The 26,773-nt window shown below is 57.3% G+C and carries 26 protein-coding genes; 2 read left to right on the top strand and 24 right to left on the bottom strand.

Annotation, left to right across the window (positions count from 1 at the left end):
* Nucleotides 1-6 precede the first annotated feature (6 nt).
* From AC07V8_RS18165 to ndk, 15 genes are all read right to left on the bottom strand, one after another.
* Nucleotides 7-1,320, bottom strand: coding sequence for an adenylosuccinate synthase (locus AC07V8_RS18165; RefSeq protein WP_494679737.1), 1,314 nt, complete (start codon nt 1,318-1,320; stop codon nt 7-9).
* Between the two features lie 3 nt (nt 1,321-1,323).
* Nucleotides 1,324-2,472, bottom strand: a complete 1,149-nt coding sequence (locus AC07V8_RS18160; RefSeq protein WP_494679736.1) for an ATP phosphoribosyltransferase regulatory subunit — start codon at nt 2,470-2,472, stop codon at nt 1,324-1,326.
* Between the two features lie 204 nt (nt 2,473-2,676).
* Nucleotides 2,677-3,573 (bottom strand): protease modulator HflC, encoded by an 897-nt coding sequence (gene hflC, locus AC07V8_RS18155; RefSeq protein WP_494679735.1) that lies wholly within the window; start codon nt 3,571-3,573, stop codon nt 2,677-2,679.
* The gene (gene hflK / locus AC07V8_RS18150; protein WP_494679734.1) at nt 3,573-4,877 is read right to left on the bottom strand and encodes an FtsH protease activity modulator HflK; all 1,305 of its coding nucleotides are present in this window, start codon (nt 4,875-4,877) and stop codon (nt 3,573-3,575) included. The genes hflC and hflK overlap by 1 nt, the downstream gene beginning before the upstream one ends.
* A 133-nt stretch (nt 4,878-5,010) precedes the next feature.
* A complete protein-coding gene (gene hflX / locus AC07V8_RS18145) occupies nt 5,011-6,141 on the bottom strand; it encodes a GTPase HflX (RefSeq protein ID WP_494679733.1) in 1,131 nt (376 codons plus the stop codon).
* Nucleotides 6,142-6,192: 51 nt separating this feature from the next.
* Complete coding sequence (gene hfq / locus AC07V8_RS18140; protein ID WP_019141241.1) at nt 6,193-6,429, bottom strand: RNA chaperone Hfq; 237 nt, start codon at nt 6,427-6,429, stop codon at nt 6,193-6,195.
* A gap of 147 nt (nt 6,430-6,576) precedes the next feature.
* Complete coding sequence (gene der / locus AC07V8_RS18135) at nt 6,577-7,923, bottom strand: ribosome biogenesis GTPase Der (RefSeq protein WP_211441107.1); 1,347 nt, start codon at nt 7,921-7,923, stop codon at nt 6,577-6,579.
* A 7-nt stretch (nt 7,924-7,930) separates the two neighbouring features.
* Nucleotides 7,931-9,073 carry an outer membrane protein assembly factor BamB gene (gene bamB, locus AC07V8_RS18130; RefSeq protein ID WP_494679732.1) on the bottom strand — a complete coding sequence of 381 codons (1,143 nt, stop codon included), beginning with the start codon at nt 9,071-9,073 and terminating at the stop codon, nt 7,931-7,933.
* Nucleotides 9,074-9,092: 19 nt separating this feature from the next.
* Nucleotides 9,093-9,743 (bottom strand): YfgM family protein, encoded by a 651-nt coding sequence (locus AC07V8_RS18125; RefSeq protein WP_211474226.1) that lies wholly within the window; start codon nt 9,741-9,743, stop codon nt 9,093-9,095.
* A gap of 20 nt (nt 9,744-9,763) precedes the next feature.
* Nucleotides 9,764-11,161, bottom strand: coding sequence for a histidine--tRNA ligase (gene hisS / locus AC07V8_RS18120; protein ID WP_494679731.1), 1,398 nt, complete (start codon nt 11,159-11,161; stop codon nt 9,764-9,766).
* Nucleotides 11,162-11,240: 79 nt separating this feature from the next.
* Complete coding sequence (gene ispG / locus AC07V8_RS18115) at nt 11,241-12,497, bottom strand: flavodoxin-dependent (E)-4-hydroxy-3-methylbut-2-enyl-diphosphate synthase (RefSeq protein ID WP_494679730.1); 1,257 nt, start codon at nt 12,495-12,497, stop codon at nt 11,241-11,243.
* A 19-nt stretch (nt 12,498-12,516) separates the two neighbouring features.
* Nucleotides 12,517-13,503 (bottom strand): helix-turn-helix domain-containing protein, encoded by a 987-nt coding sequence (locus AC07V8_RS18110; protein ID WP_494679729.1) that lies wholly within the window; start codon nt 13,501-13,503, stop codon nt 12,517-12,519.
* Nucleotides 13,496-14,338, bottom strand: coding sequence for a type IV pilus biogenesis/stability protein PilW (pilW, locus tag AC07V8_RS18105; RefSeq protein ID WP_494679728.1), 843 nt, complete (start codon nt 14,336-14,338; stop codon nt 13,496-13,498). Before pilW ends, AC07V8_RS18110 begins: the two co-directional genes overlap by 8 nt.
* Complete coding sequence (gene rlmN, locus AC07V8_RS18100) at nt 14,335-15,510, bottom strand: dual-specificity RNA methyltransferase RlmN (protein ID WP_098497192.1); 1,176 nt, start codon at nt 15,508-15,510, stop codon at nt 14,335-14,337. The genes pilW and rlmN overlap by 4 nt, the downstream gene beginning before the upstream one ends.
* Before the next feature lie 93 nt (nt 15,511-15,603).
* The gene (gene ndk, locus AC07V8_RS18095; RefSeq protein WP_211441100.1) at nt 15,604-16,014 is read right to left on the bottom strand and encodes a nucleoside-diphosphate kinase; all 411 of its coding nucleotides are present in this window, start codon (nt 16,012-16,014) and stop codon (nt 15,604-15,606) included.
* A 294-nt stretch (nt 16,015-16,308) separates the two neighbouring features.
* On the opposite strand from ndk, the gene AC07V8_RS18090 reads away from it, so the two are divergent.
* Nucleotides 16,309-17,004: a Bax inhibitor-1/YccA family protein gene (locus AC07V8_RS18090; protein WP_494679727.1), complete on the top strand. Its 696-nt coding sequence runs from the start codon at nt 16,309-16,311 to the stop codon at nt 17,002-17,004.
* Between the two features lie 95 nt (nt 17,005-17,099).
* Here the strand turns inward: AC07V8_RS18090 and rlmD are convergent, their stop codons facing one another.
* The 5 genes from rlmD to surE all read right to left on the bottom strand — a co-directional run bounded on the left by rlmD (nt 17,100) and on the right by surE (nt 22,321).
* Complete coding sequence (rlmD, locus tag AC07V8_RS18085; RefSeq protein WP_494679726.1) at nt 17,100-18,449, bottom strand: 23S rRNA (uracil(1939)-C(5))-methyltransferase RlmD; 1,350 nt, start codon at nt 18,447-18,449, stop codon at nt 17,100-17,102.
* A gap of 119 nt (nt 18,450-18,568) precedes the next feature.
* Nucleotides 18,569-19,600: an RNA polymerase sigma factor RpoS gene (gene rpoS, locus AC07V8_RS18080; RefSeq protein ID WP_211441097.1), complete on the bottom strand. Its 1,032-nt coding sequence runs from the start codon at nt 19,598-19,600 to the stop codon at nt 18,569-18,571.
* Between the two features lie 11 nt (nt 19,601-19,611).
* Entirely contained in the window at nt 19,612-20,598 is a 987-nt protein-coding gene (locus tag AC07V8_RS18075; protein WP_494679725.1) for a peptidoglycan DD-metalloendopeptidase family protein, read from the bottom strand.
* A 95-nt stretch (nt 20,599-20,693) separates the two neighbouring features.
* Complete coding sequence (locus tag AC07V8_RS18070) at nt 20,694-21,587, bottom strand: protein-L-isoaspartate(D-aspartate) O-methyltransferase (protein ID WP_494679724.1); 894 nt, start codon at nt 21,585-21,587, stop codon at nt 20,694-20,696.
* The gene (surE, locus tag AC07V8_RS18065) at nt 21,584-22,321 is read right to left on the bottom strand and encodes a 5'/3'-nucleotidase SurE (RefSeq protein ID WP_494679723.1); all 738 of its coding nucleotides are present in this window, start codon (nt 22,319-22,321) and stop codon (nt 21,584-21,586) included. The genes AC07V8_RS18070 and surE overlap by 4 nt, the downstream gene beginning before the upstream one ends.
* A 251-nt stretch (nt 22,322-22,572) precedes the next feature.
* Here surE and AC07V8_RS18060 point away from each other — a divergent pair, with 251 nt between their 5' ends.
* On the top strand, nt 22,573-23,097 hold the full coding sequence (locus tag AC07V8_RS18060) for a polyhydroxyalkanoate granule-associated phasin (protein WP_494679722.1): 525 nt from the start codon (nt 22,573-22,575) through the stop codon (nt 23,095-23,097).
* Between the two features lie 102 nt (nt 23,098-23,199).
* Here the strand turns inward: AC07V8_RS18060 and AC07V8_RS18055 are convergent, their stop codons facing one another.
* The 4 genes from AC07V8_RS18055 to AC07V8_RS18040 form a co-directional block, all read right to left on the bottom strand.
* Nucleotides 23,200-24,123: a hypothetical protein gene (locus AC07V8_RS18055; protein ID WP_494679721.1), complete on the bottom strand. Its 924-nt coding sequence runs from the start codon at nt 24,121-24,123 to the stop codon at nt 23,200-23,202.
* 146 nt (nt 24,124-24,269) lie between these two features.
* Complete coding sequence (locus AC07V8_RS18050; RefSeq protein ID WP_494679720.1) at nt 24,270-25,175, bottom strand: hypothetical protein; 906 nt, start codon at nt 25,173-25,175, stop codon at nt 24,270-24,272.
* Nucleotides 25,172-26,152 (bottom strand): DUF2515 family protein, encoded by a 981-nt coding sequence (locus tag AC07V8_RS18045; protein ID WP_494679719.1) that lies wholly within the window; start codon nt 26,150-26,152, stop codon nt 25,172-25,174. Before AC07V8_RS18045 ends, AC07V8_RS18050 begins: the two co-directional genes overlap by 4 nt.
* Nucleotides 26,145-26,773 (bottom strand): DUF2345 domain-containing protein (locus tag AC07V8_RS18040; protein WP_494679718.1); only part of this gene is annotated, 629 nt, incomplete at its 5' end. The genes AC07V8_RS18045 and AC07V8_RS18040, both read right to left, overlap by 8 nt.

Genomic DNA, 26,773 nt, shown 5'->3' with positions numbered 1-26,773 from the left:
TTGTTTTTATTTAAATGGGTGGCGCAAAACGATGGTTTCCTCACGGTCGGGACCGGTCGACACCATATCGATAGGCACGCCTACCAATTCTTCGATACGTTTGATGTAGGCACGCGCCGTGACCGGCAAGGCATCCATCGATTTGGCGCCGACCGTCGACTCGCTCCAGCCTGGCATTTCTTCGTAGATAGGCTGGCACAGCGCCGCTTCTTCGGCGCCGACCGGGAAAATATCCACGGTCTTGCCGTTGAGCGTGTAGCCGGTGCACAGCTTCAGGGTTTCCAGGCCGTCCAGCACATCCAGCTTGGTCAGGCACATGCCGGAAACGCCATTGATCTGCACCGAACGCTTGAGCAAGGCGGCATCGAACCAGCCGCAACGGCGGGCGCGGCCGGTGACGGTGCCGAACTCGTGGCCGACGCTGGCCAGGTGCTTGCCGACGCCCTGGTCGGTCGGCAGCTCGGACGGGAACGGGCCGGAACCGACGCGCGTGGTGTAAGCCTTGGTGATGCCCAGGATGTAGTGCAGCATGTTCGGGCCGACGCCGCTGCCGGCAGCGGCATTGCCCGCCACGCAGTTGCTCGATGTGACGAACGGATAGGTGCCGTGGTCGACGTCCAGCAGGCTGCCCTGCGCACCTTCGAACAACAGGCTGGCGCCGTTGTTGTGGGCGGCGTACAGGTCGCTCGACACGTCAGCCACCATCGGCCGCAGGCGCTCCACGGTCGCCAGGGCATCGTCCAGCGTCTTCTGATAATCGACAGCCGGCGCCTTCAGGTAATTGGTGAGGACGAAATTATGGTATTCCAGATTGGCTTTCAGCTTCTCTGCAAAACGCTTCTCGTTGAGCAGGTCGGCCACGCGGATCGCGCGACGGGCAACCTTGTCTTCATAGGCCGGGCCGATGCCCTTGCCCGTAGTGCCGATCTTGGCATCGCCGCGCGCCGCTTCGCGCGCCGCATCGAGTGCGGTGTGATAAGGCAGGATGATCGGGCAAGCTTCGGAGATCTTCAGGCGCGACGCCACTTCGACGCCGGCAGCCTGCAGCTTGTCGATCTCGCGCAGCAGGTCAGGCACCGACAGCACGACGCCATTGCCGATGTAGCAGGCGACGCCTGGGCGCATGATGCCGGACGGGATCAGCTGCAACGCCGTCTTGTGACCGCCGATGACCAATGTATGGCCAGCGTTATGGCCGCCCTGAAAACGCACAACTGCTTGTGCGTGGTCGGTCAGCCAGTCAACGATCTTGCCTTTTCCTTCGTCGCCCCATTGGGTGCCAATCACGACGACGTTTTTTGCGGTGCTTTTCTGTAACATCACTTAGTCCAAATTTTTGATAATCCAGTTGCCATTTTCGAGTACGACCGCGCGGTCGCAATCGAACTCGTCTTGATCGTTTTCATGACCGGGCAGACTCTGGATCACAACTTCCCCAGCCTTGCGCAATTCAACGATCTTTTCCTTCAAACCTGCTTCAATTCCCCAAGGCGCATGGATCGCGCGCTTGCGGATTGCTACCGGAATCAGTCTTGCCAGCTCTCGCAAATCCATCGAGAAACCGGTCGCTGGCCGCGAACGGCCGAATGCCGCGCCGACGTCGTAGCGGCCGCCGCGCAGTATCGCGTTCGGCAAGCCGGGCACGTAGGCGGCGAAAATCAAACCACTTTCGTAATGATACCCGCGTAAATCCGCTAAATCGACGGTGACGCAATCTTTCCCGGCAGCTTCCGCCAGGGTTTCCAGTTCGTCAAGCGCTTTGGCGATGGCCGGCAAGGCAGGCAGCACCTGGCGCGCCTGCTGCAGCACGCTGGCGTCGCCGTATAAACCCGGCAGTGCCAGCAGCGCGGCCCGCGTTTCCGGCTTGTAATCGACGCTGATGGTGCGCAAGCCTGGCAAATCCTTGGCTTCCAGCAACCCGACCAGTGCGCTTTCATCCACTTTTGCGGCGCGATCGCCGCCGATGATGGTGCGCAGGATGCCAACATGGCACAAATCCAGGCGCACCTGGGTAATCCCGGCCAGGGCCAGGGTCGCCAGCGCCAGTTCCTGGATCTCGGCATCGGCTTCGAGGCCAAGATGACCGTAGATTTCAGCGCCGATCTGCAAAGGCTCGCGGGTGGCATGCAAGCCGATCTGGCGGGTATGCAGGACGCTGCCGACATAGCACAGGCGAGTCACCGACTCGCGGTTCAGCAAATGCGCGTCGATGCGCGCCACCTGGGTGGTCATGTCGGCGCGGATGCCGAGGGTGCGGCCGGACAGCTGGTCGACCAGCTTGAAGGTGCGCAGATCGGTATCCTGGCCGGCGCCGGCCAGCAGCGATTCCAGGTATTCCAGCATCGGCGGCATGACCAGCTCGTAGCCGTACAGGCGGAAGTTGTCCAGGATCAGGCGGCGCAGATCTTCTATCTTGCGCGCCTCGGACGGCAGGACGTCGGCGATGTTTTCAGGGAGAAGCCAATTTGGCATAGGAAAAATGAATCTAAGGAAGGTTACTTTTCACTGGACAGCGGACATCCGCTTGCCAGCAAAACAACATCATTAACTTTAATGGGCCTGGATCTTTGCAAGAACCGTTGCTACAAATTACTGCAAGTACGCCGTCGAAAATAAGGAATGGCGCCTCTATCGAGGGCGCCATTCCCAGACTACTTTATCCTTGCAGCGGCTGGCTTATTTTTTTGCTGGCGCTGCCGCTCCGCCACCGGCCGGACTGCGGAAATATTTAAAGAATTCCGAGTTCGGATCGATCACCATCAAGTCCTGGCGGGTCTTGAAGCTGGCGCGATAAGCTTCAAGGCTGCGATAGAACTTGTAAAACTCCGGATTCTGGCCGAATGCCTGGGCATAGATCTGCGAAGCCTTGGCGTCGCCCTCGCCGCGCATCTTTTCAGCGTCGCGATAAGCCTCCGCCAGGATCACCGTGCGCTGCTTGTCGGCATCGGCGCGAATCTTTTCAGAATCGGCTGAACCGGTGGAACGCAATTCATTGGCGACCCGCAAACGCTCGGATTTCATCCGGTCATAGACGGACGCATTGATCTGGTCGACATAATCGACCCGCTTGAGGCGCACATCGATAATATCGACGCCGATCTGCTTGGCTTCTTCCGCCACCTTGGAGCGAATCGAATCCATGACCTTGCCGCGCTGGCCGGAAATCACTTCGCGCACGGTGCGCTTGGTAATTTCGTCGTTCAGCGCTGCCTTGACGATTTGCGACATGCGGTCTTGCGCGCGCTTTTCATCGCCGCCGAAACTGACGAAATACAGTTTCGGATCGGTAATCCGCCATTTTACAAAGGCGTCGATCAGGATGTTCATTTTTTCCGCGGTGATGAAACGGTCGGTATCCGGCGGATCGATGGTCAGGATGCGCTTGTCCAGGAACAGCACGTTCTGAAACGGCGGCGGCAGCTTGAAATGCAGGCCAGGCTGGTTGATCACCTGCTTGACTTCACCGAAAGCGAAGAGGATCGCATACTGGCGCTGATCGACCACGAAGATCGTCGAAAACAGCAGCCATAGCGCCAGGAAAATGCATATCAGCAATGAGATGAGGCGATTCATTATCGGCCCTCCCGATCGCGGGAGTCGCGGCTATCGCGCGACCGCTCATCCGACTGCGGCCGCTGTTCTACCGTGCTGGCGCCGTCTTTCATCGACGTCGACGGGATCGTGCCGGCGCTTGCGCTGCCGGCGCCGGCGGCCGGTGCAGTGGCGCCGGACACTGACTGCGAAATCAGTTTATCCAATGGCAAATACAATAAATTACTCCCGCTTTTAGCATCAACCATTACTTTTGTCGTATTCGCAAAAATCTGTTGCATCGTGTCCAGATACATCCGGTCCCGCGTCACTGCCGGCGCTTTCTGGTATTCGGCCAGCACCTGCTTGAAGCGTGAGGCGTCGCCTTCGGCATTGGCGGTAACCCGCGCGCTGTAAGCTTCCGCTTCCTGCAGCAAGCGCGATGCCGCGCCGCGCGCCTTTGGAATCACGTCGTTGGCGTAGGCCTGGCCTTCATTCTTTTGACGCTCGCGATCCTGACTGGCCTTGACCGCATCGTCGAACGCCGCCTGCACCTGCTCCGGCGGTTGCACGCCTTGCATGGTGACATTGGTGATCTGCACGCCAACTTTATAGCGATCCAGAATCTGCTGCATCAGCTGACTGGTATCGAGCGCCACTTTTTCGCGGCCCTCGTACAGCACGAAATCCATCTTGCTCTTGCCGACCACTTCGCGAATCGCGGTTTCCGCGACCTGGCGTACGGTCTCTTCCGGATCGCGCACATTGAAAATCCAGTCCGATGCGCTCTTCAGCGTGTATTGCACGGCAAACTGGATGTCGATGATGTTTTCATCATCGGTCAGCATCAGGGCTTCTTTCGGCTGCTTGTTCTTGGCGTTGGCGCGATAGCCCACTTCCACCGTGCGCACCTGGGAAACATTGACGATTTCATGGCTTTGGATCGGATAAGGCCAGCGCCAGTTGAAACCTGGCGTGGTCGCATGGCTGTACTTGCCGAATGTCATCACAACGCCGGTCTGGCCTTCCTGCACGGTAAAGAAACCGCTTGCCAGCCAGAGCAAGGCCACTACCGCGGCAATCGCGCCGACGCCAACGCCGGCGCCCTTCATGCCTGGATTGAAGCCACCACCGCTGGAATCACCGCCTCCACCACCGCTTTTACTGCCAAGCAGGCGGGTCAAACGCTGGTTGAAGTCTTGCCACAGCTTATCCAGGTCTGGAGGGCCGTTGTTTGGCTTTTTGCCATCGTTGTTTTGCTTGTTGTCATTTTGCGAATTGCGGCCCCATTGCGGGTCGTTCAGCGAAAATTTCAAACCAAGTTTTTTGAATAGGGTACCAAGCATTCGATCGTTATCTTTAAGTAAATAAAACAAATAGGTTGGAATGCTCGTGAGAGGCGCATGATTAACGTTGCTTACTTACAATTACCTTTACAGTTACCTTATAAGAACTTGTAAGAATTTGTTTAAAACGGCATCACACCTGTTTAATGTGGTTATCCTCAAGATCCGCAGCCGGTAACGGATAGGCCGTTGCTGTTGGTACCCGGGTAACAAATTCTGTAATGGCCTGGCGCAATAAATCCAGGCCTATGCCCTTTTGCGCGCTGATAAAAACTCGCTGAATTTTATCATACTCATCACGCTCGACCGAAGGCTCCAGTTCCGCTGCATCGATCTTATTCCACACCAGAATCTGCGGGATATGATCGGCGCCGATTTCCTTCAACACCAGGTTTACCTGCTCGATCTGCTCCATGCGCGCCGGACTTGCCGCATCGACCACATGCAACAGCAGGTCGGCATGGATGGTTTCTTCCAGGGTAGCCCGGAATGCAGCTACCAGCTGATGCGGCAATTCACGAATGAAACCAACCGTGTCGGAAATCACGACACTGCCCGCCTCGCCCAGATAAACCCGCCTGGAAGTGGTGTCCAGCGTTGCAAACAGCTGGTCCGCGGCATATACGCCGGCCTTGGCCAGCGCATTGAACAAGGTTGACTTGCCGGCGTTGGTGTAGCCCACCAGCGAAATCGAAATCGTCGCACTGCGGCCGCGCGCCCGCCTTTGCGTTGCGTGCTGCTTGTGCAGCTTGTCCAGCCGCGCGCGCAAGGCCTTGACCCTGTCGCCCAGCAAGCGGCGGTCGGTTTCCAGCTGGGTTTCACCCGGGCCGCGCAGGCCGATACCGCCCTTTTGCCGTTCCAAGTGAGTCCAGCCGCGGATCAGGCGGGTCGCCAGATGCTGCAATTGCGCAAGCTCAACCTGCACCTTGCCTTCATGGCTTTTGGCTCTTTGGGCAAAGATGTCGAGAATCAGACTGGTGCGGTCCAGGACTCTGACTTTGAGTACACGTTCAAGATTGCGCTGCTGGGCGGGCGACAAGGCGTGGTTGAAAATGACGATTTCAAGTTCATCATCAAACACGGCGTCGGCGATTTCCTGTGCCTTGCCGGAACCGACAAACAAGGCGGCGTCCGGGCTGCTGCGCTTTCCGGTGATGGTGACCAACGGCAACGCACCGGCAGACTTGGCCAGCAAGGAAAGCTCTTCGAGACTCGCGGCAAAATCACCTTTGCCGAAGTCCACTCCAACTAGCGCTGCGCGCATAGGAACAATCGAGTAGCCGCCCCGCTCTGTGACAAAGCGGCCGGCAAATGCTTATTCTGCTTCAGATTCAAGATTCAGATTGACAGCGCGAGCAGGAACTACGGTTGAGATGGCGTGTTTGTATACCATTTGGGTAACGGTATTACGCAGTAAAACGACGTATTGGTCGAAGGATTCGATATGGCCTTGCAGTTTGATGCCGTTGACCAGGTAGATCGAAACCGGAACATGTTCTTTGCGCAAGGCGTTCAAAAACGGGTCTTGTAACAATTGCCCTTTATTACTCATGGCTACTCCACTGTGTTGTTGTGATTAGAAGTCAAATGCAAAATGCATGTTAGAACCAATATGATTCTAAGTGAATGACTCGGTGGGTGTTTTACGAATGTAAACGATTTTCAGATTTACTGCTTAGAAAAAAGTATTTTTAAAAAATTATTTTTCCTGGCGCGCGTATGGATTCCGGCTAGATCTGAATTCGATACGTAATGGAGTCCCGACCAGCGAAAAAGTTTCGCGGAAATGTTTTTCCAGATAGCGTTTGTAGTTATCCTCGATCGATTCCAGGGCATTGCCGTGGATGACGACGATGGGCGGGTTCATCCCGCCCTGGTGGGCATAACGCAGTTTCGGACGGATCGAACCCTTGCGCCGCGGCTGCTGGTGCTCCACCGCTTCGATCAGGGCACGCGTCAGTTTCGGCGTGGTCAGGTTGGACATCGCCGCCGCATAGGCGGAATCGATAGACTTCATCAAAGGCGTGATGCCGGTCGACTTCAATGCGGAAATGAAGTGGAATTTCGCAAACGACAGGAAATTCAGCTTGCGGTCCATGTCCATCTTGATTTCATCGCGACGGTCGCTGGTCAGGCCATCCCATTTGTTGACGCCGACCACCAGCGCACGGCCGGTTTCCAGCACGAAGCCGGCGATGTGGGCGTCCTGCTCCGAGATATCCTGCTGCGCATCCAGCAGCAGCAAGACTACGTTGGCTTCCGAAATCGATTGCAAGGTCTTGACCACCGAAAATTTCTCGATGGCTTCAAACACCTTGCCGCGGCGACGGATGCCGGCAGTGTCGATCAAGGTGTATTTCTTGCCGTCGCGCTCGAACGGAATCTCGATCGAATCGCGGGTCGTGCCCGGCATATCGAACGCGATCACGCGCTCTTCGCCCAGCAAGGTGTTGACCAGGGTCGACTTGCCGACATTCGGCCGGCCGACGATGGCGATCTTGATGCCGCGATCTTCCTTGCCTTCCGGCTCTTCCACTTCCGGCGGACGCTGCGCGAACGCCAGGTCCAGCGATTCTTCCACCAGATCGGCGACGCCGTCGCCGTGCGCAGCCGATATGACATACGGATCGCCCATGCCGAGTTCGTAGAATTCGGCGGTGACCGAGGTGTACTTCATCCCTTCGGACTTGTTCACCACGAGCATCACCGAGCGGCCCGATTTGCGCAGGAAGTCGGTGATGGTCTTGTCATGCGGCGTCAGGCCCTGGCGGCCGTCGACGATAAAAATCACGACATCGGCCTCGGCCACGGCCTGCTTGGTCTGCTTGGCCATTTCGTGCATGATGCCTTCTTTGGCCACCGGCTCGAAACCACCAGTATCAATCACCAGGAATGGCCGCTCGCCGACCCGCCCTTCGCCATAGTGGCGATCGCGAGTCAAGCCGGGCAAATCGGCGACCAACGCGTCACGGGAACGCGTCAGGCGATTAAATAACGTCGATTTGCCGACATTGGGACGTCCTACAAGTGCTATTACTGGCTTCATTAAAATCTTACTCTGTCGCAATAGCGATCAATGTTCCTGCTTTGGTTTGAAAAATCACATTAGAGCCAGCCACTACCGGGTTCGGCAGTACTGCGCTGCTATCTGCACGGATCCGTGCTTTCAGTGCGCCGTCTTCGCGAGACAAGAAGTGAATATACCCTTCGAAATCGCCGACAACCACTGCATTGCCCAATACTACCGGAGTAGTCAGGACACGATTGGCCAACTGCTTGTTTTGCCATACTACCGCACCGCTGTCCAGAGTGAACGCGGAGATTGCGCCGCGTTCGTCAGCCGCATAGATATTATGGCCATCGCTGCCGACACCGACGTCGCTGGAGAACGGCTTGACCCAGTGCGCGTTGCCGCTGCCGGCATCGAAACAGCCGACCCGGCCTTGGTAGGCGACGGCGCAAACGTCGCGGCCGACGATCACCGGCATGCCGGAAGCGTCTGCAACCCGTTCCAGCTCGGTGGTGCCGCGCGGATCACCGATCGCCATTTCCCACCATGGGCCGCCGTTAGTCAGGTTCAGGGCCGACAAGCGGCCACCCGGCAAGGACAGGAATGTTGCCTGCGGAACAACCAGGATACCAGGCGCCGAGCGCAGTGTCAGCGTCGGCAAGGTGCGCAGCACGGTCCAGCGGCGTTCGCCGGTTTCAGCATCGAATGCGGAAATGCGATTGTCCTGGCTGCGGACGATCACCAGCCCCTGGCCTACCGCCGGCGCCGACAGGATCTCGCTGGAAGCCTGCGCCTGCCAACGCTTCTTGCCTTCGGCGTCGAACGCCAGCAGCATGCCCTTGTCGCCGGCCACGGCGACAGTCGTGCCGTCAGTGCCGACGCCGCCGGTCAGCTTGCTGCCGGCGCTGATCTTCCAGGCCACCGCGCCGGTAACGGCGTCGATCCGGACCACGGTGCCGTCAGTCGCCGCTGCGTACACGCTGTTGCCGGCAACCGCCGGCGAGAATGTAAAGATGGAAGCGCTGCCGATCGATTGCGTCCAGGCCGGATGCACTTTCAGGCTTTGCGTAAACTCGACCAAAGGTGCCGGCGGATTACTTGGCGCCTTGCCGCTGAACAAGGAACAACCGCCCAATATCAGCAGAGCACCCGCACAGGCAACCGCTCGCATAGTCATAACACGCATATTCTTCCTTTTCGAATTATCAGGCTGCCGCTTTGGCTGGAGCTCCGCCAATCGCATCCAGTTTCAATTGAATCAATTGTTTGCCGGGATTCTTGCTATCCATCTTGTCCAGCGCCAGCTGGTAAGCGGCGCGCGCTTCGTCGAGCTTGTTCTGCGCGACCAGGATGTCGCCCTTGCGGTCAGCGGCGGCGCTGGCGAAAGGTGCGGGCAAGTCGGCCGCCAGCACTTTCAAGCCGTCGTCATAGGCCTTCTGGTCCAGCAAGATGCCCGCCAGGCGGATTCTGGCCAGCGCTTTGTAGTCTGCATCGTGGCCATGATCGACCACCCATTGCAACTGTTCCTTGGCGGCGTTCAGGTCGTTGGCGTCGAACGCTGCCTTGGCGGCAGACATGGCGGCCATGCCGGCATAGGCGGTGCTGCCGAATTTCTGCTGGATATCAGCAGCGGCGCGCTGCACCTTGGCGTTGTCTTTCGCCGTCACGGCCTTTTGCTGTTCGTCGTAGAGCTGCGAAGCCTGCAAGGCCTGGCTGCGCTGGTAGTAGTTCCAGCCGGACCAGCCGGCATACGCCGCCAGCGCGATGATCAGCACCCAGGTGGTCAGATTGCCGTACTTGTCCCACCAGTTCTTGAGCGTTGCCAGTTGTTCCTGTTCGTCGAGATCGAATGCCATATGATTTTTAGTTGTTGATTTTAGTGATGATAATGAACGTGATCGCCATGGTCGTGACCATGATCGTCACCTGCTCCGACGATCTGATCAACCAGATAATCGCTTACAGCATCGAAAGGTACGACACTTTGATTGCCGCCGCTCGCTTTTTCGCCATCGGCCGCGTGATCATGCCCTGCATGACTGTCGGCACGCAAGGTCTTGACGGTCGCGGTATGGTTGGCGACTTCATCGTCGCCGATGATGATGGCATATGCCGCACCGCTGGCGTCGGCCCGCTTCATCTGCGATTTGAAACTGCCGCCGGCATTGGACGAAGCGCAATGTAGCACAACATCCAGCCCCGCATTGCGCAGACGTTCCGCCAGCACGAAAGATTGCAGCTGCGCCGCTTCGCCCTGATGCACCAGATAAACGTCGCACTCGTTGCGTTCAGCCTGTTCGCCGTTGGCGCGCATCAGTTCCAGCAAGCGCTCCACGCCCATGGCAAAGCCGCAGGCCGGGGTCGGCTTGCCGCCGAACATTTCCACCAGCGGATCGTAGCGGCCGCCGCCACAAACCGTCCCCTGCGAACCGAGCTGCTCGGTCACCCATTCGAACACGGTACGGTTGTAGTAGTCCATGCCGCGCACCAGGCGCGGGTTGATGGTGAAAGGAATATTGTTGTGATTCAGGATCTTCTGCACGCCTTCGAAATGCGCCAGCGATTCCGCACCCAGGTAGGACAGCAGCTGCGGCGCGGCGTTGACCATTTCCTGCATCGCGGGATTCTTGGTGTCCAGGATGCGCAGCGGATTGGTATGCAAGCGGCGCTGGGCATCGGCGTCCAGCAGTTCCTGATGCTGTTCGAAGTAAGCGATCAGGTCGGCGCGGTGACGGTTGCGTTCTTCGGCGTCGCCGATCGAATTCAGCTGCAGCTTGACGTCTTGCAAGCCAAGATCGTCCCACAGCCGCTGGCACATCATGATCAGTTCGGCGTCGATATCCGGGCCGGTAAAGCCCAGCGCTTCAGCGCCGACCTGATGGAACTGACGATAGCGCCCGCGCTGCGGCCGTTCGTGGCGGAACATCGGGCCGTTATACCAGAGCCGCTTGGGGCCGTCGTAAGTCAGGTTATGTTCAATGGCGGCGCGCACCACGCCGGCGGTGCTTTCCGGACGCAGGGTCAGGTTGTCGCCATTCATCGAATCGGTAAAGGAATACATTTCCTTTTCGACGATATCGGTGACCGCGCCGAGGCCGCGCGCAAACAAGGCCGTCGGCTCGACGATAGGCGTGCGTATCTTCTGGAAGCCGTAGCTCTTCAGCACCGACTCGACGGTGTTTTCAAACAATTCCCACAAGGCCGCATCGGCCGGCAGGATATCGTTCATTCCCTTTACGCCGACGATTTTTTCGGCTTTCTTATTTTCTGACATTCTTTTTCAATTCACCCGTGGTGACCAATTGTAGCGATCAATGCTATTGATCAGTTTTTCGTAACTATCTTGATGCGGATCAGGCTGCCGGCTGGCCATAGTGGCTCTTCACATAATCCAGCACGACTGCCTGGAATTCTTCGGCAATCCGCTCGCCGCGCAGCGTCAGCTTCTTCTCGCCATCGATGAATACCGGCGCCGCCGGCGATTCGCCGGTGCCCGGTAAACTGATGCCGATATTCGCATGCTTGGATTCGCCAGGGCCATTCACGATGCAGCCCATGACCGCCACATTCATGCCTTCAACGCCCGGATAGGCTTTTTTCCAGACTGGCATCTGATCGCGCAGATAGGTCTGGATCTTGTCAGCCAGGTCCTGGAACACGGTCGAAGTAGTGCGGCCGCAGCCAGGACATGCAATCACCATCGGCGCGAATTTGCGCAAGCCCATGGTCTGCAGGATTTCCTGGCCCACAATCACTTCGCGGGTGCGGTCGCCGCCCGGTTCAGGCGTCAGCGAAATCCGGATGGTGTCGCCTATGCCCTCTTGCAGCAGCACCGACAAGGCCGCGGTCGAGGCGACGATGCCCTTGCTGCCCATGCCGGCTTCGGTCAATCCCAGGTGCAACGGGTAGTCGCAGCGGCGCGCCAGTTCCCGGTATACGGCGATCAGATCCTGCACGCCTGAGACCTTGCACGACAGGATAATACGGTCGGCAGCCAGACCGAGCTCTTCCGCTCTTTGCGCGTTTTCGATGGCCGAAGTCACCAGCGCTTCGTACATCACCGCCTGCGCCGGCCATGGCTGGCTGCGCGCAGCGTTCTCGTCCATGATGCGCGCCAGCAGCGCCTGGTCGAGACTGCCCCAGTTGACGCCGATGCGCACCGGTTTGTCGTACTTGCAAGCGGCTTCAATCATCTGCGCATACTGGGTGTCGCGCTTGGCGCCCTTGCCCACATTGCCCGGATTGATCCGATACTTCGACAAGGCCTGGGCGCACTCAGGATAGTCATTCAGCAAGGTATGGCCGTTGTAGTGAAAATCGCCCACCAGCGGCACATCAATGCCCATCTTGTCCAGCTGCTCGCGGATCGCCGGCACAGCCGCGGCCGCTTCCGGATTATTCACGGTGATCCGCACCAGTTCGGAACCGGCGCGCGCCAGGTCCTTGATCTGGATCGCGGTGCCGATGGCGTCGGCGGTATCGGTATTGGTCATCGACTGCACCACCACCGGGGCGCCGCCGCCAACCATGATCTTGCGCTCGCCGTAGCTGATCACCGCGCCGCGGCTGAGACGTCGTGCAGTAGGGCCTGAGCCGATCGGAAGATTCATGAACGTCTCTCTTTCAAGCTTATTTCAAGGTCAGCCGGGCGACATTGGTCTTGGACCCGGCCTTCAGGTCCAGCGGCGCGCCGCGCAAGGTAGCGTCAACCCCGGCGATATTGCCGATGATGACGCTGACCGGCTGCGACATGTCCACCGTTTCCGTGCTGCCGGCTTTCACCAGACGCGAAATCAGCACGGTGTTGTCAGCGCGCTTGATATCGACCCACGAATCCTGGCGGAAGTTCAGGCTGAGTTCGCCGCCGGCCGCCGGGCTGGCTGTCGTTACAGCTGCAGCTGCAGTTGCAGTTGCTCCACCATTGGCCGCGGCGGCATTGACGCCGGCGCCAGCTGCCCCATCCGCAGCAGGAACGGCCGTGGCCGGAGCAGCCGTCAAGGCTGCATTCGCTTCTTTATCGACGGCCTGGGTATCCATGCTCGCAGACGAAGAGGCAGCAGCCTCTTCGCTAGTTGACGCAGTCGTTGAGGCCGTAGCCGATGCGGCAGCTTTCTCGCTCAACGACTGCAAGGTATTCTGCACCACCGGCAGCACATCGAGCCGTATCGCCACCGCCGCCAGCAACAACAGCACCGCCAGCACGACCAGCCATTTATAGGCGAATTTGCTGCGCCCCATCAAGCTGAAACGGGACTCCGAAAAAGGCGTCGACAACTGGCCATGCGCGGTAGCGCGCACGGGTTGCACCGCGGCTGCGGGTGAAATGGCGGCCAACGCGTCGCTCACGTCGAGGTCCAGCAATTTGGCATAGGAGCGGATAAAACCGCGCGTCATGACCATGGTCGGCAAGGCGGCGTAATTATCCGCTTCCATTGCTTCGATCTGGCGCGGCGCCAGCTTCAGATGGCTGGCGACTTCCGCCACCGACCAGCCAAGCTGCTCGCGCCTGCCGGCCAGCCGGCTGCCGAGCGTGGCGCTCTGCGCCTGCTCAGCCAGATTATCCAGGTGCAGGACTTCGTCGGCAGCAGCCCGCTTCAACTGTTCTGGCTCACTCATTAAACGCTCCGCGCTGGTAAGCGGCGAATTCCGGGGAGCCGGCAAAACGACGGCGTAATTGCGTCACCAAACTTGCTTCTGCAGCTGTGTCACCCAACTTGCGCTCCACCTTGATTGCTGTCCATAATGCTTCCGCATTTTGCACATCTGTTTTCAATACGAGTCCGATATAAAACCGGGCCCGCTCATAGTCGTTGTGGTCATACGCCAGTTGCGCGAGCTTGGCATTGGTCAACGGATTGCTGGCGTCGAACTGGAAGGCTTGCAGCAGATAACGCTCTGCCGCCGCCGTATCGTTCAGTTTGAGGCTGCACACGCCGGCATTGGTCAAGGCCTTTGCCGGCGACTGGTAGGTACGGCTCTTCAAGGCAGTCTCGAAATAAGCTATCGATTCCTTGACGCGGCCGTTCTGGCACAGGAACCAGCCATAATTATTGGCAAAATCCGGATTGTTCGGCGCCAGCCGCAAGGCACGCTGAAAATTTTCGTCGGCCAGGCGGTTCTCGCCCATATCCATATAAATCAGGCCGCGCACACTGTAGGCATCGGCCATCTCAGGATCGGCGGCCAGCGCCTGCTTGATCTCGTCCAGCGCGACTTCCAGCTGGCGCTGCTCGTAATAACCGACCGCCAGCTGTAAACGGATGCCGGCACGGCGTTGCGCCTCGGTCTGGTCGGAGCTGGTCGCCAGCTCGCGGGTGGATCCGCTCTGCTGGTCGCTGCTCAGCGGCGGATTGGCGCAGCCGCTCAGGCCTGCCAGTAATGACACGGCCGTCGCGGCAAACACGATACGGCCACTCCAGCTACCCAGTTTGCTGCTCACTTGATCTGTCACTCAGACACCTCGATGATGCGGCCAAAATTCTTCCCGAATTTCTGCTGATATTCGGTCATTTTCTGCATGCGTTCCTGCACGCGCGTACGGTCTTGCACTTCCCCTGCCAGCTGGCCGCAGGCGGCATCGATATCGTCGCCGCGCGTCTTGCGCACAGTGGTGACGATGCCGGCGTCCATCAGGATCTGGGCAAAGGCCTTGATGCGCGGATTGTTGGAGCGCTTCAGGCCCGACTCGGGGAAAGGGTTAAACGGAATCAGGTTGAACTTGCATGGCACCACCGGACCGCCGCCATGACCCTGCACCAGGGCGATCAGCTCGCGGGCGTGGGCATCGGTATCGTTGACGTCGTCCAGCATGCAGTATTCAAAGGTAATGAAATCGCGCGGCGCGAATTCCAGATAGCGCTTGCAGGCCGCCATCAGCTCACGCAGGGGGTACTTCTTGTTGAGCGGCACCAGGCCATCGCGCAAGGTGTCGTTGGAGGCGTGCAGCGACACCGCCATCGCCACCGCGCAGTCCTGCGACAGCTTGTCGATCATCGGCACCACGCCGCTGGTGGACAGCGTCACGCGGCGGCGCGACAGGCCGTAGGCGTTATCGTCCAGCATCAGCTTCAGCGCCGTCACCGTCGGCTCATAGTTCAGTAAAGGCTCGCCCATGCCCATCATCACCACGTTGGTGATCTGGCGCTCGCCTTTATGGCCGGGCTCGACCCCCTTGGACTTGCGCAATTCGAATTCCGCCATCCACAGCTGGCCGATGATTTCCCCGACCGTCAGATTGCGGCTGAAACCCTGCTTGCCGGTGGAGCAAAAGCGGCAGTTCACGGCGCAGCCGGCCTGGGTCGAAATACACAAGGTGCCGCGGTTTTCCTCGGGGATGAACACCGTCTCGACCGCATTGCCCTGACCGACATCAAGCAGCCACTTGCGGGTGCCGTCGGTTGAGGTGTGATCGCTGATCACAGCGGGAGCGGCGATGATCGCCCGGGTCGCCAGCTTGTCACGCAATGACTTGGCGAGGTCGGTCATCGCATCGAAATCGTGCGCGCCGAATTGATGAATCCAGCGCAATAATTGTTTGGCGCGGAATGGCTTCTCCCCCAACTCGCCGCAATACGCGGTCAGTTGTGCGGGATCCAGATCCAGCAGGTTGGTGAGAGCAGTCATGGCATTTCCAATTTTCTATATTACTCAGGGTGGCAGCGGCATCGTCCTGCCTGCCGCGTCCGCCCTGCTACAACAAAACAACCTTAGTTCAGCTTAGACCGTCGGGAAGAAATAGGCGATTTCAACCTTGCCGGCTTCAACTGCGTCCGAACCGTGCACTGCGTTAGCGTCGATCGAGTCAGCGAAATCAGCACGGATCGTGCCCTTTTCCGCCTTCTTAGGATCGGTTGCGCCCATCAGGTCGCGGTGCTTCAAAACTGCGTTTTCGCCTTCCAGAGCCTGGATCATTACCGGACCGGAGATCATGAAATCAACCAGGTCCTTGAAGAAAGGACGCTCGCGGTGCACAGCGTAGAAGCCTTCGGCTTCAGCGCGTGTCAGGTGCGTCATGCGGGCAGCAACGATTTTCAAGCCAGCGTTTTCGAAACGGGTGTAGATTTGACCGATTACGTTTTTTGCGACTGCGTCTGGTTTGATAATCGACAGGGTGCGTTCAATTGCCATCTGAAAAACTCCAATAGAAAGAAAGGGTTAAGGTGCTTTATGAAAGCATTAAATGAGTGACTGGCCAATAGTTCAATCAACCTTTGATTTTAACACGAAACACCCGTATAGAATCGTCAAAACTAGCCAAAACGCAAGGTGATTACCCCGCAAAACAGATAAAAGCGCCAGGAAAGCGCTCCGAAACCCGCTGAGAACCACTTTGCCGGTTTACTGTCTGATGTAACGACGACGTCAGCAAGTGCTATGATCGCAACAGTTTAATACTTTTGCAATTTTCAAAGGAGTCCTTTCATGAACCCAAACCTGCAATCAACCTACTCACCAGGCAGCACCGCGCTCAGCGCACAGCATCGCGTGCTGCGCAACACATACTGGCTGCTGGCGCTATCCATGCTGCCGACGATTGCCGGCGCCTGGCTTGGGGTCCAGATGGATTTCAGCTTCTTCAGGAACAGCCCTCTGATCGGCTTCATGGCTTTCATGGCGGTCGCCTTTGGTTTCTTCTATGCAATTGAAAAGACCAAGAACAGCGGCTGGGGCGTACTGTTGCTGCTTGGCTTCACCTTCTTCATGGGCCTGATGCTGTCGCGCCTGATCGGCCACACGCTGGTCGGCTTCTCCAACGGCGCCACCCTGATCATGATGGCTTTCGGCGGCACCGCCAGCGTATTTGTCGTCATGGCAAGTATCGCCACGGTGAGCAAGCGCGATTTCTCGAACATGGGAAAATGGCTGTTCGCCGGCGTCGTGGTGCTGTTGCTGGCCTCGCTGGCCAATGTTTTCCTGCAGATTCCGGCGCTCTACCTGGCGGTATCGGTGATCGCGATTGCCATTTTCTCGGCCTACATCCTGTATGACGTGCAGCGCATCATCAATGGCGGCGAAACAAATTACATTTCAGCCACATTGAGCTTGTACCTGGATGTCTATAATATTTTTGTCAACCTGCTGTCCCTGCTAGGCATCTTCGGCGGCAACCGCAACTAAGCAAAACCCTGCTTCAGACACAAAGAAACCGGCTCGAGGGCCGGTTTTTTCATGGGTCGTCCAGCCGTATCAAGCAGCTGAATCACGCCAGCGAATTAAGCGAGATCGAACACCGCAATCGATTCCACATGAGCGGTATGCGGGAACATGTTCACCACCCCGGCCTGGCTCAAGCGATAGCCGCCGGCGGTCAGCAGGCCGGCATCGCGCGCCAGCGTCGACGGATTGCAAGAGACATAGACAATCCGCTGCGGCATGAAACTCTTGTCGATGGCAGCCAGCCCGACGATCGCTTCGCACACAGCCGCGGCGCCGTCGCGCGGCGGGTCGATCAGCATGCGCTCAAACTTGCCCAGGGCGATGAAATCCTGCGCGGTCGCCTCAAACAGGTTGCGGCAGTAAAACGTTGTCTTGTCCGCCAGCTGATTGACAGCGGCATTTTCGCCGGCGCGGTTGATCAGGGCTTGACTGCCTTCGATGCCGACGACTTCGCGCACCTGGGTCGCCAGCGGCAAGGTGAAATTCCCCAGGCCGCAAAACAGGTCGGCCACGCGATCCTGCGGTTGCAAGTCCAGCAGACGCAAGGCGCGCGCCACCAGCACCCGGTTGATCTGGTGGTTGACCTGAGTGAAATCGGTCGGCTTGAACGGCATCCGCACGCCGAATTCCGGCAAGGTGTAATACAAGTCGCCTTGCGCCGGATAAAACGGATACGCGCTGTCCGGTCCCGCGGTCTGCAGCCACCAGTTGACCTGATACTGGTCCGCGAACGCCTTCAGCTTGATCTCATCATCGCCGCTCAAGGCCGCCATGATGCGCAACACCAGCGCCGTCACCTTGCCTTGCGGACCTTCGCCGACCGCCAGTTCGATCTGCGGAATATGGTCGATCAGGCTGAGCGAAGCGATCAGATGGCGCAAAGGGACCAGCATCGCCGATACATTCGACGGCAATATCTCGCACTGCTTCATGTCCGTGATGAAGGATGACTTGCGCTCATGGAAGCCGACCAGCACCCCGCCCTTTTTTGGCACATTGCGCACCGATATGCGGGCGCGGTAGCGGTAGCCCCAGGTCGGGCCATAGATCGGCCGCAGCATGGATTCCGCCTTGACCTTGCCGATATGCCACAGATTATCTTCCAGCACCCGCTGCTTGATCGCCACCTGCGCCGACGGCTCCAGATGCTGCATGGCGCAGCCGCCGCAAATGCCGAACACGGGGCAATGCGGCTTGACCCGCAACACCGATTCCTTGTGCAAGGCGGTCATGCTGGCGGCTTCCCATTTTGCCTTCTTGCGATACGACAGGAAACTGACGCGCTCGCCCGGCAAGGCGCCTTCGACAAAGATCACCTTGCCCTGGGTGCCGTCTTCATTTTGCAAATGGCCGATCCCGCGCGCATCCATGTCGAGGGATTTGATATCGATAATGTCTTGTTGCATAGGAAGCAGTAACTTGCCGTCGGATACGACAGCGTCGAAGTGGAGTGAAGTCAGCCCATGATTATAGCGCCATGCGGGCCGGCTGAGGTCAGCTTAGCGCAATGCCAGCAGACCAGCCCCTAGAGGAAGGAGTCCTTGCCAACACCCTTGGCGCCCAGCAAACGTTTCAGCTTGAGCAAGGCTTCCTGCTGGATTTGCCGCACCCGCTCGCGCGTGACGCCGATTTCGGCGGCCAGCTCTTCCAGGGTGGACGGATCGTCATTATCGAGACCGAACCTGCGCATGATCACATTGCGCTGCTTGTCGGTCAGCTTTTCCAGCCAGACCCGCACCAGGATCGAGGTTTCCTGCTGTTCGGCGCGGGAATCGGGATTTTCTTCGGTGGCGCTGGGCAGCAAATCCATCAAGCTGGCCAGCGGATCCTGGTCCAGCGGCGCATCCAGCGAAGCCGCATGTTCGGACAGCGCCAGCACGTCTTGCACATCCTCCACCGGCCGATCCACCAGATGGGCGATGTCTTCGGCGCTGGCGTCCTTGCCGTCGTGGTGCTGGGCTTCCAGATGATATTTGGCGCGCAGGATCTGGTTCAGCTCGCGCACCATGTGCACCGGCAAACGCACGGTGCGCGCCTGGTTCATGATGGCGCGCTCGATGCTTTGGCGTATCCACCAGGTGGCATAGGTAGAGAAACGGAAACCGCGTTCCGGCTCGAACTTGTCGATCGCCCGCATCAGCCCGAGATTGCCTTCTTCGATCAGGTCGAGCAAGGCGACGCCGCGGTTGATATAGTGCTTGGCGATCGACACCACCAGCCGCAGATTGTGTTCGATCATCTTCTGCCGGGCGTCGAAATTGCCCTGCTTGGCCAAGGTGGCGAAATGCACTTCCTCGGTTACCGTCAGCAGCGGCCGGGTGCCGATCTGGTTCAGGTAATGCTGGGTGGTGTCGGTCGACAGTTCCGCAGCCAGGACCTTCTTCAGTTCCTCGACGCCGTCGACCACCACCACCACGCCGTCAACCACTACCTCGTCGTCGATATCCTGCTCGCCGGCGATAGCATCAACATCGTCGTCATCGCGCCCATCATCGGCCAGCCGCTCCGATGAGACCTCATGCTCTTCGTCTTGATGATCTGCCGGGCGTTTGCTCATTTAGCGCTCATTTAGCGGTTCGGTAGGAATTTCGATGGATCCACAGGTTTGCCTTGCTGACGAACTTCGAAGTGCAACTTGACCACGTCGCTGTCCGAATTTCCCATCTCGGCAATTTTCTGGCCCTTGCTTACAGTCTGGCCTTCCTTCACCAGAATGGTCTTATTATGCGCGTAAGCGGACAACAAGTTGCTAGTATGTTTGATGATAACCAAATTACCATAGCCGCGGATACCGCTGCCGGCATACATCACCTTGCCGCCGGCTGCCGCCACCACCGACTGCCCTGATTTTCCGGCAATATCGATGCCCTTCTTGCCCTGGTCGAAAGCACCTATCTGCTTGCCTTCGGCCGGCCACATCCAGTCCACCTTGTCTTCATCGCCAGAGGCCGCCGCTGCTGACGCTGGCGTAGAAACGGCCGGCGTGCTGGCCGCAACCGCGGCAGCAGGCGCTACAACTGCCGGCGCCACCGCTTTCGGCGCATCGCTGGAGGACGCCGCGTCCGGTTTTTGCAATTCTGCCAGCGCCGCTTCCGAATACGGCCGCTTGTCGCCGCGCGGGCCGTTCTTGTTGGCGGCGCTGCCGCCGCTTGCAGCCGCCGATGGCGCCGATCCCAGCGAGCGCACTTCGACTCCTGAACCGGACCCTACGCTGACGGCCTGGGCGCCGCCCGCAGCGCTGGAACTGCCATCCGGCGGCTGCACGCGCAATACCTGGCCGACCTTGATGTCGTTCGCGTTTTCCAGCTTGTTCCAGGCCACGATGTCGCGATAGCTCTGACCGAATTCCAGCGCGATCCGGTACAAGGTGTCGCCTTGCTTGACGGTGTAAGAACCGCGCCCCTCAGCCACGCGCGGCGCATCGGATACGGTCGTGCCGGTGGCGACGCTGCCGCCTGTGCGGCGCTCGACGACCGGAGCGGGGGTACGCGGAGTGGTACACGCTGCCAGCGTAGCGATCATTACTCCCAAAGCGATAAAGCGAGTTTTCTTCATTCTCATTACATTGATATTAGTATGTGCGACTGAGTCGCTGATTGTTCGTCGATTTATTCGTCAATATGTTTCGCCGGCTGCGGCACAAGCTATCCTCAAACCGTGCCGGCGCGCAAAGGCACAAAATGACAGTCTTCCAGTGTGGTGCTGGTCCAATCAAATTTACTGGTTCGCTGGATGAGCTGCAGTACCTGATGACGGGAACCGACCGGAGCCACCAGGCGGCCGCCGATCGTCATTTGATCCAATAACGCCTGCGGCACTTCGAGTCCCGCCGCAGCCAGGATGATACCGTCGAAAGGCGCCACCTGCGGCAGCCCAAGCATACCATCTCCGTAATGCAAACGGATGTTGGCGATCCGCAGCGGACGCAAGTTGCTGCGCGCCAGTTCATGCAAAGGCTTGATGCGCTCGATCGAATACACTTCCTTCGCCACCAGCGACAGCACCGCCGCCTGGTAGCCGCAGCCGGTGCCGATTTCCAGCACCCGGTTGAGGACGCCGCCCTGCTGGTTATCGCGCATGATCTCGATCATGCGCGCCACGATATACGGCTGCGAAATGGTCTGGTGATGGCCAATCGGCAAAGAGGCGTCGATATACGCCTGGCTCGACAAGCCAGGTTCCATGAACATATGGCGCGGCACGCTTTCCATTGCCGCCAGCACCTTGGCATCCGTCACGCCCTGTTTGGCGACGCGCGCCACCATGGCTTTGCGCACGCCGTCGGACACCATCGAATTCGAGCGCTCGACGTGGCTGGCGCTCTCGCCCGGACGCGCCATCGGCTTGCTGGCGGCGGGCGCAGGTTTCGGCAGCTGCGCTGACGGTACGGCGCCGCTGCGCGGCGCGTTGCGGGAGTTTTCCCAGGCAGCGTTCTTGGTTGCAGTCTGCGGCGTCGCAACGCTGCGGTTGCTGCGGTCAGCGCTGGGTTTCTTGTCGACTACCGATGACAGCTGCAACGGAAAACGCTTCGCCTTGTCGGTCATGACAAGTCTTTCCTCAGGGCGGCCAGCTGGGCCGCATGCGTCAGATCGATCTGCAAAGGCGTGATCGAGACATGGCCGTTGGCGGTAGCGTGGAAGTCGGTGCCCTCGCCGGCATCGCGCGCGCCGCCCGGCGGTCCGATCCAGTAAATGTCGCGGCCATGCGGATCCTGCGCCTTGATCACCGATTCCGATTCATGCCGCTTGCCCAGCCGTGTCGCCAGGGCCGGCTTGAGCCGATCGTAAGGCAGGTTGGGAATATTGACGTTCAGCAGATAAGGCTGCGGCAGATTGTCAAAGCGCCGCTCGACGATATCGCGCGCCACCATGGCTGCCGCCTCAAGCTCATCCCAGCCTTTGTGCAACTGCGAAAAAGCCATCGCCGGGATACCGAATAGATAACCCTCGGTGGCAGCCGCCACGGTGCCCGAATACAGTGTATCGTCACCCATGTTCTGGCCTTGGTTGATGCCGGAAACGATCAGGTCGGGACGGAAATTCAACAAGCCGGTCAAGGCCACGTGCACGCAGTCGGATGGCGTGCCGTTAATGAAATAGAAACCGTTTTCGGCGCGCTGGACAGACAAAGGACGGTCCAGGGTCAAAGAGTTGGACGAGCCGGAACGATTGCTGTCCGGGGCTACCACCACGATTTCCGCAATCGGCGCCAGCGCGTTCGCCAAGGCGATAATGCCCGGCGCCAAGTAACCATCGTCGTTACTGATCAAAATTTTCATACTGGGATTTTACCTGAAGCAATGTTACTGATTTATGAAGATTTGGGAAATTTAACGAACTGCCTTTATGAGACACTTTCATTCTCTGATTAGTTGCTTTTACAGCACGAAAACAGGTCAATTGCAAAATTATGTTGCAACGCCACAAAAAAGCCCCAATCCGGGAATAAAAGCAGGTATTGTTAGCGCTATCAAGACTACTCGGATGAGCACACCGCCGCCTGCCGTCGTCAGACCACCAAGGAGTCACAATGAAATCGTACCGCGTCCGCAATCCTATCGCCAGCAGCCCTGACATTCTCAGCACCCCCACCGCTTCCATCAATGCATGGACCGACCTGATGCTGCAAACCGGAGAGATGATAAGCGCCTCGGCCCAGGTGATCGGCCACCGCACCGCCCGCATGGCCATGGCCGGACCAGCGCCCAGCCTGCGCGACCGCAATGAATTCAACCTGATGAGCCAGGAAAAAATCGAAGCCATCACCGAGTCCGCGCACGCCATGGCGATCCGCTTCATGAGCATGCACCAGGAAGCCGCCCGCCTGGCCATCCAGCAAATGCTGAGCGGCGCCGCCAACCTGATGTCGGTCGCCAGCAGCAGCACCTTGCATCAGTCCGGGCATCGGCAAAGCAAGCTGGCGCATGACACCATGCGCAACTCGGCTGAGGCGGTGTCGCAGTTCAATACTTCGCTGGCGGATATTGCGCAGACGGGATTGCAGCCGATTCATGCGCGGGCTACTGCGAATGCGAAGCGGCTGAAAAAACTCTAAGGCAGCTTGACGAGTCTACGATTCAAAGAGACTCACTTTTTCCCTACCCCCTACTGCCATCCGCCCGCTCTGTAACGCTATCCCAATCATCAGGTTCGTATTTTATTCATCTGGATTGCGATACTCGGCATCAATTTTGAAGCCAAGCGCGCGGAGCTTTTCTTCTGAGCGCATTCGTTCTCTTGCTTGCCTGCTTCTCACGACCGGATACAACTCCTTCCAGCGCGGCCGATCTTCAAACGCCAATTCACTTCGTTGAAAACTGTCGCTGCTCTCTAGTTTCAGCGTAAGAAAATAAGCAGCCGGAAGGCTGGGATCCATCCGTTTCCGGTCCCGCATAAATTGCACATCCATATAAACATCGTTCAAGTAGAATCGCCACCCGCTCATGTCCTTTATTTTCATCCATGCATCCAATGCAGGCATGTCATCGGGATCAAGAGACATCAAACTCGCGGTATTTTCAATACTGCCCATCTGGTAACGCAGCGCATCTGCGCCGCTAAGACGGGGCATGCCAGGGCTGATCCATCGCTTCCAGCCGGCTTGCTGAATAGCCTCGAGCAAGGCATAAAACTTCAGGCGCGCATCGTCATGAGATATATTGTTTCTTGGCGGCAGTCCCATGTTGACAGAAAAGCCGGATATATCTTTCGCCGGATACGTATCATCCGAATCCCCAGTCAGGGAAAGAACGGTATTGATCTCAAACGCACTGCTGCCATTTTTTACGGTAATGCGCCCCTCTGCAGTAGCCGGCCAATGGATACGGTAATAATGCGACCCGGGATTTCGATCATTTTGATCGAACATCGCTTTATATTTCGAGGAAAATTCTTGTCCAGATTCGCCGATTTCAACGACAACGCTGCTGTACACAACAGGCTTCTTCTCAAACAGATCAAACAAGCCTGCTTTAATGTCATTGCCAAATAAAAGCCACAGCGCAACAATCACCGGAAGAATCATCCACCACGCTAAAGCAACTGATACCCAATGCGTCGGGCCGAAATTTTTAAGCTTCATGAAGTGTGCGAATTATTCTCAAAGCTATTGAAACCGATCTCATCGGCTCATCTCGGGATAAATTCATCGGCTTACAGCTACTTTTATCATAGGGGTAGCAAGCCAGATGGCCTTCGCCCGAAGCAAGGCCAATTCAAATTAGGCACTTACTTCGTCTCAGGAATCGGCGGATCTCGATAAGTATCGTCAATCGCGATGCCTTTGGCTTTAAGCTCCGTTTCTTTTTGCGCACGCATTGGCGGCAACTTGGATAGAGCAGCAGGTAACAATTCTTTCCAGCGCTGACGGTCTTCTGGTTTCACATATTCTCTAAACTCTTGAAGTTCGGTCTTGATGTTGAAATTCACTAAGTAAGCGCCGGGTTTGCTGGGATCCGTCAAGGTACGTTCACGAGTGAAATTCACGGTCAGATAGAGATGGTCCGCATAAAAACGCCAGTCAGTCCCACTTTCAATGCGCATCCATTCCTCCAGCGTAGGCGTATAGCTCGGATCAAGATTGAGATATTTGTATGTATTCAATACATAATCCAACCGAGCCTTACCTTTTAGGCGAGGATCGCCAGGCGAGACGATTGGTTTCCATCCCTTGTCTACCAATACCTGCAGCAGTGAGTACATCTTTTGGCGCGCATCGTCGTGTGCAATGAGATCAGAAGCGGTGATGCCCGCATAAATATCAAATTCCGAGAGTCCTTCACTTGCCTGTGGTCCAAGGTCTTGGCCGCCGGATACGCCCAACACGTCTTCAATCACGAACGAGTGTTTACCGTTCTCAATCGTCACGGTGCCATGAGGGCTGGTATCCCAGTCGATTTTGTAGAAATCTATGCCGGCGGGCTGATGAACGATTTTTACGTTACCAGGATAACGCTGTGAGAAATTGGATCCTTGCTCACCTATTTTGATAGATATCTGTTGGGACATGACGTTAGCTTTCTGTTCAATGATTGTGTCAGGGGATTCAGCTTTCTTTTCCTGGCAACCCGCCAATATGATCAAGCCTATGAGCAAGAGCGCTAGCGGGCGGCATATATTGTGCACTTTAGTCATTTATCCGCCATATCAACCCAACTTGCCATTGTCCGGAGCTCACCTTCCATATAAGCCGGATATCGCCCCATCAATGAATGAAAATCTTTTGCGGCGGATCCGATCCATTTCATCCGACTCTTAAAATCCTCCAATTTCGTATCGTCAGGCGCAACTGATTTATATTCCGACTTACCGGTTGAGCAGGCGCTATTGAACACCAGCTCAAGATTAGGTGTAGCCCAACGCACCCACGCTTTACGCTGAAATCCGAGCCAGTACGAAAAATCAGGATCCGTATAGATCAATGGCTGCAGAATTACGCCTTGCTCATGGTCGGCGATATCCAACAAATGATCCAGCTGGATCTTTCTACGTACCGCATCCTTGGTTTCGTTCTCAAACTCTTTCACCTTCGCAAAGCCCGATATGATTTCCTTGGAAACTCTCAAATTATTAATCTTCGGCAAAGCTTCCGCATGCCAAGGCATCTTCGTTGTCTGAACTTGAACTTCAGGAACAAATTTGTCGCTATTGCGTTTGTCCAAGCAACTATCAAATGTATCGGGATACATGCAGTAATACCAATGCCAACCGCTGATGTCGCAAAACAGCCAGAAATTCCCTTTACCTAAACCTTCCTTGGTTTTCTTGGATACCACTGCTGCTTGCGTTTCGACACGCCAATCCTCCAACGTGCAAGCCACAGTTTTACTTGCGAACGCCCCTAGCGCCATCCAGTAAAATCGACCTTTCATGCCAGCTTGGCCGTTTTCTTCCTGCTCCAGATAAAACCGAGCGTACGTAGCCGAAATACGCCGTGCGCGCACCGCATAGTCTCCAATCAACGTGGCTTTGGGGTATGTTTTGACGTTACTTAAACGTAAATAACTGAACTGCTGCGCCAACGACCACATCGTTTCACAGCCGCAATGGACCTTGACACAGGACTCTGGCGTATCGTTGGTCATTGCTTCAATGGTGGTTGCATCAGCCATTGTTATCCTTTGAAGTATTGTTGGAGGTGGCCTGATTCGGGGCCGCCGAGATATCGGCCCATTGCAATGCGAATTTCAATTTTTCAGGAGTGTCGGTATGCACTCTAGGGGTACCGCCCTGAGCTGTAGTCTCCGCAGCATGATTCGCATCATCGGCACCGGTAACCGTATACTTTATATTTTCCAGTGGCTTGCCATTGGGATCCAGCAGAATGAATGTTTCGTTGTAGGCTTTGATCGCCGGAAGGCCGCGTGTATCAACCCCCATGGCTTGCGGCCCCGGCAGACTATGTGAAGCCGCATGCGCCACATAAGCGCCGTTAGTGCCCTTCTCGATTCCGCCGGCATTGAACTTGGTGTAGCTGCCGCCGCCGTTGATCACCACTTCTTCCTTGGCGGTGATCGTGATGCGATTGGCGGTTTGTGTGATATTGAGTTTTGCCAGGAGGTTGATGCTATCGGTCAGCGTCTGGACCTCGATATCGCCAGCTGCCGCCACCATCTTGATGCCGGTCTTTTGCACAAACAAACGGAAGGTATTCCTGATGCTGGCGAACAGGCTGTCGCCGCTGGCAATCGACAAGCTCTTGCCGGTCGTGATGGCCGTGTTCTGGTCACTGG

The sequence above is a fragment of the Collimonas sp. GW821-FHT02H07 genome (assembly GCF_059421505.1).
Note: the sequence above shows the minus strand (reverse complement) of the source record. Positions and strands in the feature narration are given on the sequence as shown.

Bases quoted from the DNA above. Each gene is read 5' to 3' on its own strand.
- AC07V8_RS18125 (WP_211474226.1), bottom strand. From the start codon at position 9,743: ATGGCATTCGATCTCGACGAACAGGAACAACTGGCAACGCTCAAGAAC.
- hflK (WP_494679734.1), bottom strand. From the start codon at position 4,877: ATGCTTGGTACCCTATTCAAAAAACTTGGTTTGAAATTTTCGCTGAAC.
- AC07V8_RS18060 (WP_494679722.1), top strand. From the start codon at position 22,573: ATGAAATCGTACCGCGTCCGCAATCCTATCGCCAGCAGCCCTGACATT.
- ndk (WP_211441100.1), bottom strand. From the start codon at position 16,014: ATGGCAATTGAACGCACCCTGTCGATTATCAAACCAGACGCAGTCGCA.
- hflC (WP_494679735.1), bottom strand. From the start codon at position 3,573: ATGAATCGCCTCATCTCATTGCTGATATGCATTTTCCTGGCGCTATGG.
- hisS (WP_494679731.1), bottom strand. From the start codon at position 11,161: ATGTCAGAAAATAAGAAAGCCGAAAAAATCGTCGGCGTAAAGGGAATG.
- rlmD (WP_494679726.1), bottom strand. From the start codon at position 18,449: ATGCAACAAGACATTATCGATATCAAATCCCTCGACATGGATGCGCGC.
- surE (WP_494679723.1), bottom strand. From the start codon at position 22,321: ATGAAAATTTTGATCAGTAACGACGATGGTTACTTGGCGCCGGGCATT.
- AC07V8_RS18050 (WP_494679720.1), bottom strand. From the start codon at position 25,175: ATGACTAAAGTGCACAATATATGCCGCCCGCTAGCGCTCTTGCTCATA.
- AC07V8_RS18055 (WP_494679721.1), bottom strand. From the start codon at position 24,123: ATGAAGCTTAAAAATTTCGGCCCGACGCATTGGGTATCAGTTGCTTTA.
- der (WP_211441107.1), bottom strand. From the start codon at position 7,923: ATGAAGCCAGTAATAGCACTTGTAGGACGTCCCAATGTCGGCAAATCG.
- AC07V8_RS18070 (WP_494679724.1), bottom strand. From the start codon at position 21,587: ATGACCGACAAGGCGAAGCGTTTTCCGTTGCAGCTGTCATCGGTAGTC.
- bamB (WP_494679732.1), bottom strand. From the start codon at position 9,073: ATGCGTGTTATGACTATGCGAGCGGTTGCCTGTGCGGGTGCTCTGCTG.
- rlmN (WP_098497192.1), bottom strand. From the start codon at position 15,510: ATGACTGCTCTCACCAACCTGCTGGATCTGGATCCCGCACAACTGACC.
- AC07V8_RS18045 (WP_494679719.1), bottom strand. From the start codon at position 26,152: ATGGCTGATGCAACCACCATTGAAGCAATGACCAACGATACGCCAGAG.
- rpoS (WP_211441097.1), bottom strand. From the start codon at position 19,600: ATGAGCAAACGCCCGGCAGATCATCAAGACGAAGAGCATGAGGTCTCA.
- AC07V8_RS18110 (WP_494679729.1), bottom strand. From the start codon at position 13,503: ATGAGTGAGCCAGAACAGTTGAAGCGGGCTGCTGCCGACGAAGTCCTG.
- AC07V8_RS18165 (WP_494679737.1), bottom strand. From the start codon at position 1,320: ATGTTACAGAAAAGCACCGCAAAAAACGTCGTCGTGATTGGCACCCAA.
- AC07V8_RS18090 (WP_494679727.1), top strand. From the start codon at position 16,309: ATGAACCCAAACCTGCAATCAACCTACTCACCAGGCAGCACCGCGCTC.
- AC07V8_RS18075 (WP_494679725.1), bottom strand. From the start codon at position 20,598: ATGAAGAAAACTCGCTTTATCGCTTTGGGAGTAATGATCGCTACGCTG.
- AC07V8_RS18160 (WP_494679736.1), bottom strand. From the start codon at position 2,472: ATGCCAAATTGGCTTCTCCCTGAAAACATCGCCGACGTCCTGCCGTCC.
- ispG (WP_494679730.1), bottom strand. From the start codon at position 12,497: ATGAATCTTCCGATCGGCTCAGGCCCTACTGCACGACGTCTCAGCCGC.
- hflX (WP_494679733.1), bottom strand. From the start codon at position 6,141: ATGCGCGCAGCGCTAGTTGGAGTGGACTTCGGCAAAGGTGATTTTGCC.
- hfq (WP_019141241.1), bottom strand. From the start codon at position 6,429: ATGAGTAATAAAGGGCAATTGTTACAAGACCCGTTTTTGAACGCCTTG.